The sequence below is a fragment of the Collinsella sp. AF05-9 genome (assembly GCF_003465595.1).
Lineage (GTDB): Bacteria > Actinomycetota > Coriobacteriia > Coriobacteriales > Coriobacteriaceae > Collinsella.
Window position 1 is genome coordinate 95,349 of the sequence record NZ_QSBB01000002.1, and the last position, 16,029, is coordinate 111,377.

Consider the following 16,029-nt stretch of genomic DNA (forward strand, 5'->3'; position numbering starts at 1 on the left):
CCGTGCTTGGGCAAGCCGCAGCCTAGAACTGATTCAAGAAACGCATATCGCCTGTCATGAGCGTTCTGAGGTCCGGCAGGTCGTAGCGCAGTGCCGCGACGCGCTCGGCGCCAATACCAAAGGCGAAGCCGGTGTACTTCTCGGGGTCGATGCCGCAGTTGATCAGGACGTTGGGGTCGACCATGCCGCAGCCCAGGATCTCGATCCAGCCGCTGTGCTTGCAGAAGTTGCAGCCCTTGCCGCCGCAGACGTGGCAGCTTACGTCCACCTCGCAGCTGGGCTCGGTGAAGGGGAAGAAGTGCGGGCGGTAACGCGTCTTGCGGTCCTCGCCAAACATGCACTTAACAAAGTAGTCGAGCGTGCCCTTAAGGTCGCCAAAGGTGATGCCCTCGTCGACGACCAGGCCCTCGATCTGGTTGAACTGCGGCAGGTGGCAGGCGTCGGCCGTGTCGGGACGGTAGACGGTGCCCGGGCAGATCATGTAGATGGGCGGCTTTTGCGACTCCATGGTGTGAATCTGCACGCCCGAGGTCTGGGTGCGCAGGAGCACGTCGGACTCGCCATGGGCGTGGGCCTCGGGGTGTGCGACGCTGCCGGGGTTGTTGTCGACCACATAGAACGTGTCGCGAGCCGAGCGGCTCGGGTGATCCATGGGGGCGTTGAGCGCGGTGAAGTTGTAGTAGGAGGTGTCGACCATGGGGCCGGACTCGACGGTGTAGCCGATGCCGCAGAAGATGTCCTCGGCCTCCTCGATGATCTGCTTGATCAGGTGCTGGTGACCGATCTGCGGACGGATACCCGGCAGCGTGATGTCGACGGCCTCGTGCTCCAGTGCGTGCCTGAGGGCGGCGGCCTTCATCTCGGTGTTGCGCTCGTCGAGCATGCCCTCGATCAGCTGGCGCATCTCGTTGGCGCGCTTACCCATCACGGGACGATCCTCGGGGGCGAGCTTGCCCATCATGCGCATCAGGCCGGTAATGCGACCCTTGCGGCCGAGCAGCTCAACGCGCGCAGCCTCGAGCTTGGCGGCGTCGTCGGCGCCTGCGACGAGCTCCTTGGCCTCTTCCTCGAGTTTGACCAGATCATCAATCAGACTCATGTCTTCCCTTTCGTCTCTCGCGCTCCCCGCTCGCCGGGACGACTGCCGCCGCCCAGCGTTGCGAAAACGCGGCCCGGTTCGGTAACAAAAAACCGCCCTCGGGCATGTGCATTGCCCAAGGACGGTTGAATTCCGCGGTACCACCTTGTTTGACCCGGCGGATGTCTGGCCCGCCGTGCCCACTCTGCGCCCCTTATCGCGAGGCTCACGGCTTCCCTACTGGGGCTTCGCCGCCGCTAGCCGCGCGCCCGTTGAGGTCGCTGCTCGGGAGTGAACGCTTGGCCCTTGCCACCGCAGGAAGGCTTGCAGCCCATGACCTTCCCTCTCTTGCCGGCGACGCGGCGGGCAAAACCCTCTCCGTCAACGCATTGGGCTATAGGATAACACATTTCGCGAGCACATCGCCGCGTTCCGTTTTGTTCGCACTGGGTACAAGGCAGGTAGCTGTGCAAACTGGCCGTGCACCCGCCTGCGGCGCTCGGCCTGCGAGATCAAGGATATAGGTATGGGAAAGAAGTACGATAAGAAGGCCAAGGCCGCCGTGGCAAAGGCTGCCAAGGGCGTCAAGGCTGCTAAAGTCGACAAGGCCGTCAAAAAGTTCCGCAAACTCGAGGGCAAGCTGTGGACTCGCGAGTACCTGCTCAAGATTGCCGAGTTCGATGGAGCGACGATTGCTCCTGCCAACGGCGCAGCAGCGCGTGCCGACGCCATGGGCACCCTTGCTGGCGAGCATCACAAGCTGCTGACCAGCAAAAAGTCTGTCGAACTTGTGCACTCGCTGGCACGCGAGACCGTCGCCGGAGGCAAGATCGACGACCCGCAGCCGCTCGACGAGATCCGTGTGCTCGGCCGCGATCAACGTGAGGCCAGTGCCATCCCCATCGAAGAAGCCGAGGCCTGGACCAGGCTCACCTGCGAGGCGGACGCCGTGTGGCACAAGGCCAAGGCAGCCAACGACTGGGCAAGCTTTGAGCCCTATGTGGATAGAATCGTCTCCCAACTTAAGCATCAGGCCGAGCTTATGGACCCCAAGCGCGACCCATACGATGTTTGGCTCGACCAGTACGAGCGCGGCCTTTCCACCAAGAGCTTCGATGCGTTTTGCGATGAGGTCAAGGCCACGGTCGTGCCGCTCGTGCACGCCATCGGCGAGCGCGGCCAGCAGCCGGCTGCCGACTTTTTGCACGCCCACGTGCCCGAGGCTGCCCAGCGCGCCATGAGCTTCGACCTTATGAAGCTTGTCGGCCTGGACCTGGACGACACCACGCTTGCCTTTACCGAGCATCCGTTTAGCGAGGGCTTTGCCGTGGGTGATGCGCGCATCGCGACGCACATCTACGAGGACGACTGCATCTCCAACGTCTACAGCATCATCCACGAGGCGGGGCACACCATGTACGAGCTGGGCGTCAATCCCGCCTATGCGCGCACGTGCTTGGAGGGCGGCACCTCCATGGGCATCCACGAGAGCCAGAGCCGCTTTTTCGAGAACACCGTGGGTCGCAGCCGCGCCTTTATGGGCCCGCTGCTCGAGGTGCTGCGTCGTCACGCGCCCGAGGTCTACGGCGACGTCGACGAAGACACGCTCTACCGCGCCGTGAACATCGCGCAGCCGTCGTTGATCCGCACCGAGGCCGACGAGCTCACCTATCCGCTGCATATTATGGTGCGCTACCAGATCGAGCGCATGTTGTTTGCCGGCGAGGCTACGGCCAAGGACATCCCCGCGCTTTGGAATCGCTTTATGGACGAGTACCTGGGCATTCCCGTTCCCGACGACACGCACGGCTGCCTGCAGGATACGCATTGGAGCGGCGGTTCGTTTGGCTACTTCCCCACATATGCGCTGGGTAGCGCCTACGATGCCATGTTTGTGCCGGCCATGTGCCGCGACGGTGTCGACCTCAATGGCGCCTGTGCGAGCGGCGACCTGGCACCCGTCCGCACCTGGCTGGGCGAGCACATTTGGCAGTGGGGCCGCGCCAAGGACGCGCCGGAACTCATCAAGGGTGCCTGCGGCATGGACTTTGACGCCCGCTACTACTGCAGCTACCTGCAGGACAAGTTCACCACGCTGTACGAGCTGTAAAGCTTAGACAACACGCAACGCAAAGGGGCGCCGCAGGATCTATCCCGCGGCGCCCCTTTTTCATCTAAACCAGAGACCCGGCACTTGGGGACGTTCCTTTTATCCCGGCACTTTAGGAACGTCCCCAAGTGCCGGGTAAGCGAGCAAGGTGACGTGAAATGAAAGGGCGCTGACCTTCTGGTCGCGCCCTTGAAATTGAACGTCAGATTGCCGCTTGGGGCCGCTTGCAGCGTCGAGTAGTTACGCGGTTTGGTAAAACCGCGTAACTACAGAGCTTCCAACGCGTTGGCGATGCGCTTCATGGCGGCATCGGCGGATGCTTGGTCGGGCGCCTCGGCCAGCACGCGGATAACCGACTCGGTTCCGCTCTTGCGTACGAGCACGCGGCCCTCGCCTGCCAGCGCAGCCTCGGCCTCGGCGATGGCGTTCTGCACGCCCATGTTCTCGAGTGCGGCGTTCTTATCCGCTACGCGCACGGCAACCTGCGCCTGCGGCAGCAGCTTGCACGGAGCCGTGAGCTGCGAGAGCGTCTCGCGCTCGGCACGAATCACTTCCATCACGCGCAGCGAGGTCATAATGCCGTCGCCCGTGCGCTCGATATCGCCAAAGATCGTATGGCCCGTCTGCTCGCCGCCCAGGCTGTAGCCGCCCTCGCGCATCTTGGCATACACGTGACGGTCGCCCACACCGCTGGTCACGGAGCTCAGACCGGCAAGCTCCAGCGACTTGACCAGGCCAAAGTTGCTGGCAATCGTCGGCACCACGGTACCGCCCGAGAGTCGCCCGTGCTTGTTCAGATACACGCCGCACACGTACAAGATCTGGTCGCCGTCTACCACGCGACCGCGCTCATCCACGGCCAGGCAGCGGTCGGCATCGCCGTCGTAGGCAAAGCCCACGTCCAGCCCCTGCTCCACCACGTGGCGCTGCAGGCGCTCCATATGCGTGGAACCACAGTCGACGTTGATGTTAAAACCATCGGGCGCGGCATTGATCACGCGCACGTCGGCGCCGAGCGCGTCAAACACCGGCTTGGCCACCGAGGAAGCCGAGCCGTTGGCGCAGTCAATACCGATCTTGACGCCCTGCAGCGAAAAGTTCGCGCTTGCAATGAGCGAGGCAATATAGCGGTTGCGACCCTGCATGTAGTCCACCGTGGCACCAATGTGGTTGCCCGTGGCCAGCGGCACCTCGCTCTTGCCATCGATGTAATCCTCGATGAGCTCCAGTACGTCCTCGTCCATCTTAAAACCGTCGCTGTTGACGAGCTTAATGCCGTTATCGCAAAACGGGTTGTGGCTCGCGCTGATCATGATGCCGCAATCGAAGCAGCCTTCCACGGTCTGATGCGCTACGCCCGGCGTGGGGATCACGTGCAGCATATAGGCGTCCGCACCGCTCGCGACCAGGCCACTCACCAGCGCCGCCTCGAACATATAACTCGAGCGGCGTGTGTCCTTACCCACGATGACGCGCGCCTTGCGCTCGCGGTTAGCGCCGTAATACCAGCCCACAAAACGGCCAATCTTATAAGCGTGCTCTACCGTCAGCCCAACGTTGGCCTCACCGCGAAAGCCGTCGGTGCCAAAGTACTTCATGCGCTCTCCTTACAAAATAGGGGCGAACAGATTGCCTGTCCGCCCCAAAATGGTACTCGATTATCTGCGCTACCAGAAAAACCCTACGCCGACGCGCTGTCGCGAGCCGCCTGGCATGTAGGAGTCTGACGCAGCGTAAGCGGCTTGTCCCCCGCCTCGGCCGACGTGGTCAGCGTATACGTGATCGTCGTCGTCTCGCCAGCATGCAGGTCAACGGTTCCCGAATAGCAGGGAACTCCGTGCCAAGTGGCAGCGAACAGTCCAAACTGAGTCCCCTCAACGGTTAGATCGGTAATGCTGCCGCCTGTCGGCGCAAACAGCGATACATACAAGCGCTCATCGTCACGCGAGGTCCCAGGCGCACTGGCCGCTACGTAGTCGGGCAGCTTACCTGCCTCCTCCTGCGTCATGATGTTCGTCAGGGTAACGGTGATGCGATACGAGCAAGCGCCGTCGCCGTTCTTCACGCCCTGACCAATCTGCGTATCGGCGTTCAGATACCAGTCGAGCTTAGAGAAGCTCAGGTTGTTAAAGTAAACGCCGGCAACGGGATCTTCACTCGGGTCATCCGGATCGGGCAGCGAGGCGTCGATGTTCATCTCCTTGATAGCGTTCTGCTCGTCATCGTTTTTCATCCACGCGATCAGGCGGCCCTCTTCGGCACCGCGCTCAACGGCGCTGACAAGGTTCGCAACATCGACGTCGCCGATACCGCCAAGGATCTTGTCGAAGGCAGCGCTGGCGACGGATGCAAAGATGCCGTCCGACTCCTCGACCGGATAGTTCCAGTACACATCATGCATAAGCACCTTCGCCGCGTTAGTGCCGTCAACGACTGTACCGTCGGGCAGTGAAACATTACCCACGAGGCCCAACAGATACTGCAGGAATACCGGATCGATACCAATGACGCCATCGACGTCCTGACCATATTCAGACTTCCACAGCGCGGCAACACGCTGCGAATTACGGGGCCAGTCGGGCGAATAGGTGTTGCCCGAGATGTATAGGTTGCTGTGGTCACCAAACAGCGTCTCATCTTCTTCGTCGACGCTCTCAACCGCCCCGTCTTTGCTGCGCGCAATGCAGGGAACAAACTCGCCAATCGACATCTGGCCGTCGGTGACCGAAATCAGGCCCTGCGAACCGCCAAAGCCGCCGCAGGCACGAATCTCGACGTTGTTCATGGCGTACACAAGGTAGTTGCGCGTCTGGCCGTTGGCGCCGAGCATCTGGGGAAGGACGGGGGCGACCTTCTCCGCCGCGTCAACCGCGCCGTTGAGGGTGGCAAAGCCGTCCTTGGCCTTATCGACCAGCTCGGTCACCTGGGAAATATGAGTATCGCCAATGCCCTGGATCTTCTCGTTGGCGCTCTTGAACACCTTCGAGCTGCTGGAAAGCGAATCGGCGACCGCCTGCAGCGCGGACACGTTAATCATGCCGTCCTGAAACAGCTTGCCGGGCGTGGCCTGCGAAAGGTTATCGGCCATGGGAACCAGCGCATTGCTCGAGACATCGGACAGGGCGTCGATCATGGTGCGGGCCGCATTGATGTCGCTGCCATACACCGGGATAAACGAAGCCGCCGTCCACAGCGGGCTCGAGGTCTCCGCCTTCATGCTGTCGCAAAGCTCATCAATCTTCTTCGCGTCGTCAGGCAGCGTCGAAAAATCGCCCGACGTGACCTTGTCCTTAAGGCCACCGACAATCTCGACGGCCTCCTTCGCTTCACTCTTTACGGTCTTTGCCGAGTTAAGCAGCATAAAGCCGCTTGCGCCAAGCGCAACGAGAAGCACCGCGACTACAGCGGCAATAATGGCGCCGGTGTGACGCTTTTTGCGTTCGCCCTTGCGATGGCGATGACGGACCAGACCGTCAGAGGTCGAACTCGACGAAGCGTCGCTACCATAGTTCAAGCCAAAATCGTAATAATCTTCCTTGGAACCCGAGCCCGCAAACTCGGCACCGCTATCATCCAGGCGGGCGAACGTGCCAGTCTCGGAGGCGCCGGTGTAAATCGTGCCAAGGTTACCCGTAAGCCCCGCGCCACCGGCAGAGGGAGTATTGTTGGCGGCCTTGCCGGCATTAACGTTGCCGGCGGCATTCGCGGCGTTGGTAGCACCTGCGTTGTTCGCGGGTACCGAAGGAGCCCCGCTCGGCTGCGACGCGGAGGTTGCACCGCCCGCAAAGACATTCCCTCTTGCACGGCCGGTCTTTTTTGCCTTTTGAGACTGCTCGTACAGAGCGGTAAACATCGCCGTCTCGCCCGGGGACACGCGCTTACCGGAACCGCCCTGTCCAGCGCCGCCCGGCGTGCCGGCCTTACCAGCCCCGTTCGGACGCGGCGGAACTGCAGGACGGCCGCTATCGCTGCCCTTAAAGTGATTACCAGCCATAAAGAAATCCTCGCAATTGAGTCGCAATGAAAAAGTCCATAACGTTACCAGTTTATGGCATTTTGGGCATCGACAGCTAAACTCCAGACACGGACATCAATTGGCGAAAATGTGGCACAACACCTTTTCTGTCTTGGCGGCGACGCCAGCTACACCGTGAGGAACATCATCACGATGATCATGGCAAAGCCGATAAGGTCGGTCGGCAAAAACACCGTGCCCAGCATAACGGCGCTGGTGATGGTCGCCGAAACCGGCTCCACAGTTCCGATGAGACTCGCACGCACCGAGCCGATGTCCTTAAGGCCCTGCATATAGAGCATGTAAGCAAAAAACGAGCCGATAACCACGAACACCGCGAGCGCCTCGACGCCGGCAGCGTCGAGTGCCGGCATATGCGCCCAAGGCTGCACGAAGACGCACGAGACCACGCCCGCCGTGAGCATTGCCGAGCCCGTGACGATGGGGCTGCCGTATTCGGGCAGGATCTTGGCGGGAATCACCGCCATACACGTGGCGCTGACCGCACACATAAGACCTGCTGCCAGGCCAAGCGGCGAGATATTAAGGCTGGTGGGGTCGCCGCCGGTGGCGATTAAAAAGGTTCCACCCAGAGCCAGGCCAATGCCGATGACTTCGCGAGTACGCGGCATGCGGCGATCGGTCACGCAGGTGTAGCCCATGATGATAATGAGCTGCAGGCACTGGAGCACCGTCGCGGTTCCGGCGTTCGTCAGGCGCACGGCCGAAAGATAGCAAAACTGGTTGAACAGCAGACCAAAGGCGGTAAAGAGCAGCAGCTGCTTGCGATCGGCGGGTGTGGTCCAGAGCTTAATCAGGCGCTCGCGGTCACGCGTAACAACCACGGCCATAAAGAGTAGACCGGCGAGAATCTGACGCACGCTCATAAGCCACAAGGTGTCGACGTGGTAGGTATCGAACAGAAAGCTCGCGCTGGTGCCCGAGAAGCCCCAAAACGAACCGCCCACCAGCGTAGCCAAGACGCCCGTGATCATCTTGCGCGACGAAGCGCTGTTCAGGCGCTCGCGCCAAGCGCGGCGGGTGCTACGGCTGAGCTCATCGGTGCCCTCGGGCACATCAATGTTCGATATATCGGTCATCGGCACCGAAGCCCCTGCGCCTTCGACCTGCTCGACACGCTCTTTGCTCATTCCATTCCCTCGAAGCAGCCTGGAAACAATTCGGCTTACCTTACCACGGCGAAGGCACCAGCTGGAGGCTTGTCCGCTTATCGGTAGGACAATTCCGCAGACGTCTTTCCATAGCTCGATACCGCAATGGCCTTGCATTATGCGACAGTCAAATCGCGGCAGCAGGCTCTTTTGAAATGGATATGACAAAGCCCCCGAATTCCACAATGTAAGCGATTTTTAAAAATGTTCTTGCCACCGAGTTCAGGCTCCGTTATATTATCCCTTGCGCGCTTGCGCACCCTTGATCGGGCGTTTAGCTCAGGGGGAGAGCGCTTCCCTGACACGGAAGAGGTCAGAAGTTCAAATCTTCTAACGCCCACCAAATGTTCGCAGCTCAGAGGCTATGTCCTCTGGGCTGTTTTGTTTTTTGTCGCTAAATCCGCTGGCAGTTCCAACCGTCATCGCAACGTAACAACAATTCACCTGACGAATGGCAGCCAAATATATTCAATACCCCAACATCAACAATAGCCAGGCACAAAACTGCGCCGCAAGCTGCTCCAACCGCCCAACTGGTCAAAAGCCGACCATCTACTTGCCAATTTATCTAACGGCGTAACCAAGCAGTCCGCGCCGCAACTTCTCAACAAAACGCCGCGATGTCTGCGCCCTGCGGTATCCTTGAGCCACTCGCACCTGCAGCACCAAGGAGCCGCCATGCGCACCGAGCTCGATGTCCCCTTTTCGCACAAAGAAGAAGCCAAAGCGCTGGGCGCCAAATGGGACCGGACCAAGAAGATCTGGTATGTACCCAGCGGCGTCAACCCCGAGCCCTTTGCCGAGTGGCTGCCCGGTGTTGACCGATCCGACCCCTCAGCGCCGTATATATATCTAGTACTGGGCAAGCGCGAGTGCTGGAAGTGTCACAAAGAGACCTCGGTCGCGGCCTTCGGCATTCCCTATCGAACCGATAACGACGAGAACATCGCCATCGCGCACGCGCCCAACGAAGCCGGGCACATTGCCATCGACACGGCCAACGCCAACGCACTCGCCATCGTGCCCGCTCTTGGCTGCGTGCCGGGCGAGATCCGCGACTACCTTCATAAGCGCTGCGGCTACAAGCCCGTAGGCGCGCGAGCCTCCAAAGCCCCGTCGCTCGGCAACACGTGCACCATTTGCGACGCGCTGCAAGGCAGCCGCTATCTGTTCGAGGAGCCCTCGTCCCCGTTTGCCCTCACTGCCATCAACAAGCTGCCGGCACTGGAGTTTGTACGCGTCGAAGTTGCCGGCGTCTTTGGCGTCCCGGCCACGCGCACCGACTTTGACCAGGCGCTCTTTACCTGGGCACGCGACCATCACGCCAAGTTCCACAAGCAGCTCGGTGAGGGGATTTATTTATAGGGACAGAGATGCCTTCACAGCCAGCTCCTCCGCATCACCTATCCCTCGTCGCCGGCGTCGTACACGATATCGAGGCCACAAACAGGGCATTTCTCCTGATACACCGGCATATGAACGCCTGTCCGTTTTCTCACTTCGTCGCTAAGTCTGTCGCACGCATCGATGAACCGAATGTCGAGGCACGGTATTTGCGAGCCGCAGCAAGGACAGGCGACGACAAACGACCCGCAATCAACTTCTACGCTCGGAAACATTTTGTTGTCTATAAGGGCGCACGGCAGTTTTCCGTACTTCCCCATCGCAATATCGCCTCGCCAGCTCACGTTCGCTCCCCTCTCGCTATACAAATCAGGAAGAGCATGCACCGGCAGGCGTGTGCGAGATTGCATCGCCACGCGATCCGATCAAACAGCACGATCGTAAAAGACCGCCAAAGCCAAATTTCATCGTCGGTCGCACCCTGTCCGGCAAACTCAATATCGACGGGTATGTGCTTCAGATAACTCATGTCGGGCGCAAAACGAGGGTCCGGTCCGCCTTTATGAACAGGACCGTGCAGAACAAACCATCCGTTTTCGGGCTCGAACCGCTCAACAAACGCAAGGCCGAGCACCTTATAGCCCACCTCGGTTGCAAATATGACTCCGACTGGGACGTCACATTCCATGCAGTTGAGCATTTTACGGTTGTAATTCTGGTCTCGAAAACCAACGGTACCCGGCGCTTGAACCGAGTACTTAATGACCCACGTACCATCGTCCAAATAGAGCGGAGGCACATTGTTGATGCTCTCGGTTTGCCGCTGGCGCGCTTGTACCCCGCTACCCCACTCCCCTGTATACTGATGTAGCACGTGTTTCATCCGGGCTTGTTGGGCCGGATTGTTCATGGGAGGGTCTTATGGCTGCTTCGAATCCGCCTAAGGGGAGCGTTTCTTCTTCGTCCATCAAGCCGGTTACGCGCAAGGCCGTGCGTTGCCAGCGCGAGGTCGCCTGGCTTGTCACACAGGCGGCGGGCAAACTCGTGGCGAACACGGAAGACGTCAATGCGCCCACACCGAGCTTTGTGCTGGCAGCGGCGCTGGATCGAGTACGCCAGCTGGAACTCGCCGCACAAGAAGACGGCGGCCATCTTGGCTACCAAGACGCTATGGCGCCCGACCTGTTGACCTTTTGTCGCATGACCAAGTTGCCCGCCGCACCCAATGCGCTTTCGGACGCAGGCTACATGTTTACGCTTTCGGGCGCGGACCTTATCCGCGATATCTACGCATACTGCAGCGAGCTCGCCGAGCGCCACGTCTTTGGCACGGCTGAAGTCAAACCGGGAAATGTCATCAAGCTGGTTCTCAGGCTGTTCCTGATGGACGGGTTCGGGGCCATGCCGGCGTAAGCCGAGTCTTTAGCATCACCGTCGACTGGGCAACAACCGCTTTACCTTAGTGGGCGCCAATCGAGGGTCGATTATTGGGTCGCCTCGTCCACTAACGCATTTATTCCACGCGCTCTGACAGTCGATATTTGCGGTTGCGGCTTGTCGACGGCGCCGTGGGCTCAAGCTCGCCTTGAGCAATGAGCGCGTTGACGCGCGACCTAACCTGGGAAATTGTAAGCCCCGTGCGTTTTGCCAGCTCACGCGTCCCCAGCTCGCCGTAGTGTTTGAGTGCCGTCACAATTAAGCCTCCGCCATGATCGACCGGCTCGATCTTTGAACGGTAAAGTACGACCTTGAACCGATCGAACCCCGGGCAGAACAGGGGCTCGGCCAGACCATGCGCGCGCATGGCATCGATCATCATCGGGATGCCCGAGCCATTGCCCTCAGCCGGCGAACCTGCGCCATCCGGAAGCGGGACAATCGACATGAGTTTCACGAGCGTCGCGTTACGGCATCGGGAGCTGCCGTCAAACAAGTTCTCTCGAGTCTTTCCCCCGTAAAGGCCGCCAGGATTCGTCACCTCGACACGATCGTCAAAGACGTCGACGGCGATCGATTGCCCACAGAACCGATCCCCGTATTCCCTGTGGATAACCGCGTTGGCGACTGCCTCGCGCAGGACCTCCTCGGGGATCTCCAGCGAGTCGATACGCGAGACGCCTTGGACGGTCGAGATGCGGCGCAGGTTTTTGGCGACAGCTGCGACGGCATCCGAAATCATCTCGCCTAGGGTGCCCTCGCAGACTGTGCGGTCCATAAACCTTAGTGGCCCCGCAGCTCCCTTTTGAGTTCCCACGTGGACAGCCACATCAATGAAGAGCTTGGGATAGAACTGCTGAGGGTAAACGCCCGCGGCAAGGAGGCCGGCCTTGGTAACATTGCCCTGGAAGTCGAGGAAATTCAGACGCTCCATCTTTGTCTTCTTGTCCGCCGCACCGCGCATCGCTCGAGGCGTCAGCGAATAGGCACGCTCTATCGTGCGGTCGACCATCGACTCGTCGAGATCGCCCACACTCGTACCGGGCACCGCATCGCGATCGCTAGGACTCGTCCGTTCATATGACGACAGTGCCAAAACCTCGGTCGACGAAAGCGGGACATCTTTGTCATCGATGCGTTTGTAGCTGCCACCTTGAGCGCCCCGCTCTATGACATAGCAAGGCTTGCTCGACGGGTCGAGCTCCTCAATCGTGATGACCAGAACCACGGTGCCCTGGAGCTCCACGCGCTCAATGGTGTATTTGGGCGGATTGGCCAGCTTTCCACGACCGCCGGCATCGCCCATGCCCGCCACGAATTGGTTGAGCACTTTCTCGGTCTCAAAGTTTGTAACTGGGACAAAACCCGCGTGCTCGCTCACTCCGAGTACGATGATGCCGCCGGCGGTGTTTGCGAAAGCGCTGACCGTTTCCCATACGTCGCGGGAAAGTGTCGTGGCGCTCTCCTTGACCTCGACGTTAAGATCGTCCGAGCCCATGCGCCTTAAAGACTCGAGCAGACCGGTCAGTTCGTTTTCGTTCATCTGCACGTCCTTTCGCTCGGTTCTGCGAAGAATGCCGCGGATAGATTTCCCTCGTCTCTCAGTTATCTCTCGTAATTATCTCTCATCTTTCTGTTATCTCTCATATTAGAGATGAGTGAGAGATGAAAGATAAGATGTCTGTCATCTGTTCCATTTAAACATGTTTTTGCCGGTAGAACAATCGGTATTGAGATAATACCATGATTGCCTGTCTCTTTGCTGCTCAGTTATCTCTCATATTTATCTCTCGTCTTTCAGCTATCTCTCGTGTTAGTGACGAATGAGAGATGAGAGATGCGTGAGTGATGGACGAGTGTGATTTTTTGGACGGTCGGAAAATCCCTCAAATAAAAAACGGGGCCGGCCTTACGCCGAGCCCCGTTTTCAAACGGTCAGTTAGTTATCCAACGCGCGAGCATAGCAGTCAACATTACGCCGCCGCGAACACTCCCAAGCCCGTTCCGATGATGCAGATTGCGAAGATGCCCAAGATGATCCAAATGGTCTTGACGCCCTTTTTATAGAGGGCAACGCAAGCGAACGTTGCCAGCAAGGGCAGCAGACCGGGGAAGATCGAATCGAACAGATCCTGCAGGACAATCTCCGAACCACCCACGTCAAAGGTCAAAGCCGTGGACAGCGAGACCTGTGCCGCAATCATGGCGCCGATAACGGTCATTCCGAGAACACCGGCAGCATGCGTCATGCGAGACATAAGGTTGCTCTCTTCGGACTGCTGCAAAAACTTGGTTCCCAAGTCGTAACCCAGATGGGCGGCGACGATACGCGTTGCAAAGTTAATCACGGAGTAGATAAGCGCGTACACGATGGGGCCGAGCGGGTTGCCCGTCGAAGCGATGCCAATACCAATGCCGGCGGCAACCACGCGGAACGTACCCCAGTAGAACGAATCGCCGATGCCGGAAAGCGGTCCCATAAGGCCGACCTTCATGGCGTTAATCGAGGACGTGTCGAAGTTCTTATCGGCAGCCGCCTGCTCTTCCATCGAAACCGTTAGGCCGGCTACAAACGGAAGCACATGAGGCGTGATGTTAAAGAACTCGGTATGGCGATCGAGCGCCGCATAGTAATCGTCGTCGTTGGGATAGATCTTTCGCAGGGGCTTCTGAATGGTGTACATGAAGCCCATTGCCATCATCTTGTCGTACGACTGCGAGCACTGGCTCGTAAACTGGCGAAGGAACATGCTCCGATACATATCGGGAGTCATAATCGCGTCCTTCTTGGCCTCTTTGAGGTCGGTGTTCTGGATAGCCATTAGAAGTCCTCCTCTTCATCTGCAGCAACCGTCTGCGGACCGGACGAGCCCTCGCGGAAGGCCAGGAGCAGCGCGACGCAAATGGCAGCTGCGGCGACGCCGACCACGTCCATCTTGAGGTAGATGACCATAATGAAGCCCAGGAACAGCCAGGGAAGGAGCTTGTTATCGCCCATGGTCCTGATAAGAAGAGCGAAGCCGATGCAGACCATGACGCCGGACGCAACGTTGAGGCCGTCCATCACAAACTGCGGAATCGCGTTGAGCGCATTGTTGATAAGGTCGGCACCAAAGAACAGCGAGCCAAACACCAGCAGTGCAGACGGAATGCCAATCGACAGCGGCACGATGGTCAGATGGTACAGATTTGCCTTGGCAAGATCGCGATTTGCCAGAGCGGTCTCAATCTTCTTGCAGGCAAAGGCACCCGGAACGGCGTAGCAGAAGTTGCGCCACACCTGAAGGAAGACGGAGACGGGAAGGGCGAGCGCGACGGCAGTTGCCGTGCCTGTACCCGTAATGACAGCAAACGCGCAGCCAAGCACGCCGGAGGCATAGACCTCGGGAGGAACCGCCGCGCCGACCATGATGGCGCCCATGAACATGGACTCCAAAGCAGCGCCGACGATAACGCCCTGCTGGACATCGCCAAGGATCAAGCCGACAAACAGGCTCGTAAACAGCGGACGACCAAGCATCGTAATGCCAAATAATTGCTCGTCCATGGACGCAATAAATGCGACCAGTGCAACTAGAAGATACTGGACAACCATTTCGATCAACCCCAGAAACAGGTCTGCAGGCGAGGCATTCTGCGCAGCTCGCCTGCAGACAACCGCAGCAATTTGAGAGGATTAGTAGTTCATCTGGTGATAGTAACGACGCGTGGTGAGCGGGTGGTTACGGACGTGCTCGAGATGGCAGCTCAGACGCTCGGTGATGGTGTAGGTGACCATCGGGGAGACGATCTTGCGGAACTCGGGGTCGCTGAACGGCAGCTCGACCTCGGCGGTGTCAAACTTGTTCACGCGGACGTTGACGCCCTTCTCGTCGGCGAGCATGTGAGTGAAGTTGTCCACGCGGTCCATGAGCTTACGGGTGTCGTCCTCGCCGTAGAGCATGATGAGGCTCGTGCCCTCCTCGCACAGCTCGATGGTGCCGTGGAAGAACTCGGCGGCGTGGATGGACTTGGTCTTGATCCACTGCATCTCCTCGAGGATGCACATGGCGTAGTCGTAGGCTTCACCCCAGAGCATGCCGGAGCCAATCACCATGTGGTAATCGGTGTCCTTGAAGTCCTCGGCCATGGCGGCGCAGCGCTCGTCCTGAGCGTCCTTGGCCTTGATGAGGTACGGAGCAATGTTGCCGAACTCTTCCATGAAGGTGTCGTACTTGGGGAAGGCGCCGGCGTTCTTGAGGAAGCGGGCGACCAGCGTGATCTGGTAGGTGTAGATGGCCTCGCACAGAACGTCGTCCTCGGCGAAGCTGAAGAACTTGTAATCGGCGTACTCGGTGGCCGGGGTGTTGTCGTTGGAGACATACATCAGCGTGCGGGCGCCCTGCTCCTGGCAGAACTTGGCAGCCTCGATGATCTCGGGGGTGGTGCCGGTACGGGTGGAGAAGACGCAGACCGAGTCCTTGTTGAAGGTCTTGGGCGGGCATGCGAGGAACTCAGCGGCGATCTCGCAGTGGACGTCGACGTCGGCCGTGGTGGTCTCGACCCAATACTTCATCGGGAGCGTGTGGGCCCAGGTGCCGCCGCAGCCGATGAAGAAGATGTTGGAATAACCCTGCTCGCAGACCTTGTCCACGGCAGCCTCAATCTGAGGACGGAGAGCGAGGGCATCGCTCACAACCTTCTCGTAACGAGGCTCATCGAAATTGAACATCCCTTACTCCTAACTCACTTGGATGAACCCTTCATTCATCCCATGACGTTATAATACTTTATATATCTAACTATGCAAGAACTATTTCAGATTTTTTTGATTTTTCTTTAATAAAAAGCCCGCCGATCAAATGATCGACGGGCATAGGCATAGAGCATTGGT

At 59.0% G+C, this 16,029-nt stretch carries 12 protein-coding genes and 1 tRNA gene; 4 read left to right on the plus strand and 9 right to left on the minus strand.

Features of this window, described 5'->3' with window-relative positions:
• Nucleotides 1-22: 22 nt before the first annotated feature.
• On the minus strand, nucleotides 23-1,099 hold the full coding sequence (pheS, locus tag DWV43_RS01190) for a phenylalanine--tRNA ligase subunit alpha (RefSeq protein ID WP_117816986.1): 1,077 nt from the start codon (nucleotides 1,097-1,099) through the stop codon (nucleotides 23-25).
• Between the two features lie 505 nt (nucleotides 1,100-1,604).
• On the opposite strand from pheS, the gene DWV43_RS01195 reads away from it, so the two are divergent.
• Nucleotides 1,605-3,188 (plus strand): carboxypeptidase M32, encoded by a 1,584-nt coding sequence (locus DWV43_RS01195; protein WP_117816987.1) that lies wholly within the window; start codon nucleotides 1,605-1,607, stop codon nucleotides 3,186-3,188.
• A gap of 266 nt (nucleotides 3,189-3,454) precedes the next feature.
• On the opposite strand, the gene glmM is transcribed toward DWV43_RS01195, so the two are convergent.
• The 3 genes from glmM to DWV43_RS01210 all read right to left on the minus strand — a co-directional run bounded on the left by glmM (nucleotide 3,455) and on the right by DWV43_RS01210 (nucleotide 8,354).
• Nucleotides 3,455-4,786 carry a phosphoglucosamine mutase gene (glmM, locus tag DWV43_RS01200; protein WP_117816988.1) on the minus strand — a complete coding sequence of 444 codons (1,332 nt, stop codon included), beginning with the start codon at nucleotides 4,784-4,786 and terminating at the stop codon, nucleotides 3,455-3,457.
• Between the two features lie 83 nt (nucleotides 4,787-4,869).
• Entirely contained in the window at nucleotides 4,870-7,182 is a 2,313-nt protein-coding gene (locus DWV43_RS01205; RefSeq protein WP_117816989.1) for a DUF4012 domain-containing protein, read from the minus strand.
• 149 nt (nucleotides 7,183-7,331) lie between these two features.
• Complete coding sequence (locus DWV43_RS01210; RefSeq protein WP_199569330.1) at nucleotides 7,332-8,354, minus strand: DMT family transporter; 1,023 nt, start codon at nucleotides 8,352-8,354, stop codon at nucleotides 7,332-7,334.
• Nucleotides 8,355-8,643: 289 nt separating this feature from the next.
• Here DWV43_RS01210 and DWV43_RS01215 point away from each other — a divergent pair.
• Together DWV43_RS01215 and DWV43_RS01220 are read left to right on the plus strand one after the other, a co-directional pair.
• Nucleotides 8,644-8,718, plus strand: a tRNA-Val gene (locus DWV43_RS01215).
• Between the two features lie 335 nt (nucleotides 8,719-9,053).
• Nucleotides 9,054-9,740 carry a DUF5710 domain-containing protein gene (locus DWV43_RS01220; RefSeq protein ID WP_117816990.1) on the plus strand — a complete coding sequence of 229 codons (687 nt, stop codon included), beginning with the start codon at nucleotides 9,054-9,056 and terminating at the stop codon, nucleotides 9,738-9,740.
• Between the two features lie 319 nt (nucleotides 9,741-10,059).
• Here the strand turns inward: DWV43_RS01220 and DWV43_RS01230 are convergent, their stop codons facing one another.
• The gene (locus DWV43_RS01230) at nucleotides 10,060-10,629 is read right to left on the minus strand and encodes a hypothetical protein (protein WP_117797210.1); all 570 of its coding nucleotides are present in this window, start codon (nucleotides 10,627-10,629) and stop codon (nucleotides 10,060-10,062) included.
• Nucleotides 10,630-10,640: 11 nt separating this feature from the next.
• On the opposite strand from DWV43_RS01230, the gene DWV43_RS01235 reads away from it, so the two are divergent.
• Nucleotides 10,641-11,132, plus strand: a complete 492-nt coding sequence (locus DWV43_RS01235; RefSeq protein WP_117816991.1) for a hypothetical protein — start codon at nucleotides 10,641-10,643, stop codon at nucleotides 11,130-11,132.
• 100 nt (nucleotides 11,133-11,232) lie between these two features.
• On the opposite strand, the gene DWV43_RS01240 is transcribed toward DWV43_RS01235, so the two are convergent.
• The 4 genes from DWV43_RS01240 to DWV43_RS01255 form a co-directional block, all read right to left on the minus strand.
• The gene (locus DWV43_RS01240) at nucleotides 11,233-12,699 is read right to left on the minus strand and encodes an ATP-binding protein (protein ID WP_117816992.1); all 1,467 of its coding nucleotides are present in this window, start codon (nucleotides 12,697-12,699) and stop codon (nucleotides 11,233-11,235) included.
• Nucleotides 12,700-13,129: 430 nt separating this feature from the next.
• Nucleotides 13,130-13,978: a PTS system mannose/fructose/sorbose family transporter subunit IID gene (locus DWV43_RS01245; protein WP_192924133.1), complete on the minus strand. Its 849-nt coding sequence runs from the start codon at nucleotides 13,976-13,978 to the stop codon at nucleotides 13,130-13,132.
• Nucleotides 13,978-14,751 carry a PTS sugar transporter subunit IIC gene (locus tag DWV43_RS01250; protein ID WP_117563725.1) on the minus strand — a complete coding sequence of 258 codons (774 nt, stop codon included), beginning with the start codon at nucleotides 14,749-14,751 and terminating at the stop codon, nucleotides 13,978-13,980. Before DWV43_RS01250 ends, DWV43_RS01245 begins: the two co-directional genes overlap by 1 nt.
• An 81-nt stretch (nucleotides 14,752-14,832) precedes the next feature.
• A complete protein-coding gene (locus DWV43_RS01255) occupies nucleotides 14,833-15,867 on the minus strand; it encodes an SIS domain-containing protein (RefSeq protein ID WP_117629022.1) in 1,035 nt (344 codons plus the stop codon).
• Nucleotides 15,868-16,029 lie beyond the last annotated feature (162 nt).

Excerpts from the sequence above, each read along its gene's own strand:
- DWV43_RS01210 (WP_199569330.1), bottom strand. The coding sequence starts at position 8,354 with ATGAGCAAAGAGCGTGTCGAGCAGGTCGAAGGCGCAGGGGCTTCGGTG.
- DWV43_RS01245 (WP_192924133.1), bottom strand. The coding sequence starts at position 13,978 with ATGGCTATCCAGAACACCGACCTCAAAGAGGCCAAGAAGGACGCGATT.
- pheS (WP_117816986.1), bottom strand. The coding sequence starts at position 1,099 with ATGAGTCTGATTGATGATCTGGTCAAACTCGAGGAAGAGGCCAAGGAG.
- glmM (WP_117816988.1), bottom strand. The coding sequence starts at position 4,786 with ATGAAGTACTTTGGCACCGACGGCTTTCGCGGTGAGGCCAACGTTGGG.
- DWV43_RS01230 (WP_117797210.1), bottom strand. The coding sequence starts at position 10,629 with ATGAACAATCCGGCCCAACAAGCCCGGATGAAACACGTGCTACATCAG.
- DWV43_RS01255 (WP_117629022.1), bottom strand. The coding sequence starts at position 15,867 with ATGTTCAATTTCGATGAGCCTCGTTACGAGAAGGTTGTGAGCGATGCC.
- DWV43_RS01250 (WP_117563725.1), bottom strand. The coding sequence starts at position 14,751 with ATGGTTGTCCAGTATCTTCTAGTTGCACTGGTCGCATTTATTGCGTCC.
- DWV43_RS01195 (WP_117816987.1), top strand. The coding sequence starts at position 1,605 with ATGGGAAAGAAGTACGATAAGAAGGCCAAGGCCGCCGTGGCAAAGGCT.
- DWV43_RS01235 (WP_117816991.1), top strand. The coding sequence starts at position 10,641 with ATGGCTGCTTCGAATCCGCCTAAGGGGAGCGTTTCTTCTTCGTCCATC.
- DWV43_RS01220 (WP_117816990.1), top strand. The coding sequence starts at position 9,054 with ATGCGCACCGAGCTCGATGTCCCCTTTTCGCACAAAGAAGAAGCCAAA.
- DWV43_RS01240 (WP_117816992.1), bottom strand. The coding sequence starts at position 12,699 with ATGAACGAAAACGAACTGACCGGTCTGCTCGAGTCTTTAAGGCGCATG.
- DWV43_RS01205 (WP_117816989.1), bottom strand. The coding sequence starts at position 7,182 with ATGGCTGGTAATCACTTTAAGGGCAGCGATAGCGGCCGTCCTGCAGTT.